Annotated in this window: 1 protein-coding gene and 1 pseudogene; both read right to left on the reverse strand. The window is 74.1% G+C overall.

Annotated features, from left to right (window positions below; translation table 11 throughout):
- A pseudogene (locus ABTY15_RS39715) lies at positions 1-443 on the reverse strand (SCO0930 family lipoprotein); the annotation flags it as partial.
- Between the two features lie 198 nt (positions 444-641).
- Positions 642-1,130, reverse strand: a 489-nt coding sequence (locus tag ABTY15_RS39720) for an NADH-ubiquinone oxidoreductase-F iron-sulfur binding region domain-containing protein (protein WP_350607713.1), incomplete at its 5' end; no start/stop codon positions are given.

Raw genomic sequence — 1,130 nt, forward strand, 5'->3', positions numbered from 1 at the left:
ATCGCGCCCGCGTCGATCCCGCTCCCCGCGGTCGTGCCCTCCTTGGCGACCGGCGGCCAGGTCTTGGCGCAGCCGTCGTTGCAGTTGGACATCGGGGGCTTGGCCGTGTCCTTGTCGAACCGGTAGAGGGTGAAACCCTGGCCGTCGGTGACCACCGTGCCGAGCTTGGCGTCGTTGCGCACGGTCAGCGCTCCCCCGGCCCGGCCGCCGGACTGACCGCCGGCGGACGGCGACGCACTGGCACCGCCGCCGGAGTCGTACGAGCCGTACGAGCCGTAGGAGCCGCCACCGGCCGGCGCGGCGTCCTGCGCGCCCACCAGCTGGCCGGTGCCCGACCCGCCCGGCGTATTGCCGTTGCTGCTCATGTTGCCCCACAGGGCCATCAGCACGAGCCCGACCAGCAGGACGCTGAGCCCGGCCAGTCCGTATCGCTTCGTCAACATGTTCCTTGCCTTTCCATCGGTGGAAATCTGACCTTCCGTGGATGTGTGCGTCCCCGGTGCTCCGGTCCGACGTCGAACGCCGGTCCGCGGGCACGGGACGTGGGTTTCAGGGTCGATAGCCCTCCGGAACCTCGGGCAGCAGGGGCCCGTGCGGGCCTCGTTCGGTAAGGAGCGGCGGCGCGCGGAGCCGCGCCGGGCTCACTGCATGCGCAGCGCGAGCGCGGGGCAGCGGTCGACGGCTCGCGCCGCCTGGGAGAGCAGCCGCGCGGGTACGGGCATCACGCCCGCGGCGGGGAACCCGTCCGCCCCCAGCCGGATGACGTCGGGCAGGACGCCGGTGCACAGGCCGTGGGCCTCGCAGAGCGTCCAGTCGACGACGATGGTGCCGGCGCTCTCGACCTCCGGCAGTGGCAGGACGTTCTGCGACGGGCGCCCGCACCCTCCGCGGTAGGAGTGCGCGACCAGGTCCTCGTCGAACACGGCCAGGGCCGAGGCGACGAACCGGGCGGCGGCGTCGGGGTGGCTGCACGCACCCCGTCCGGTGACCGTCCGCATCCCGGCCTGCACCCGGTCGAGCGCGCGCTCGCCACCGCCGCGCACCAGGTCCTCCAGGGCCGCGGTCAGGGCGGGGAGCCCCAGGTAGCAGGGCCCGCACTGGCCCGCCGTCTCGTCCGCCAGCCAGCGGGA

This window comes from Kitasatospora sp. NPDC097643 (assembly GCF_040302625.1).
Lineage (GTDB): Bacteria > Actinomycetota > Actinomycetes > Streptomycetales > Streptomycetaceae > Kitasatospora.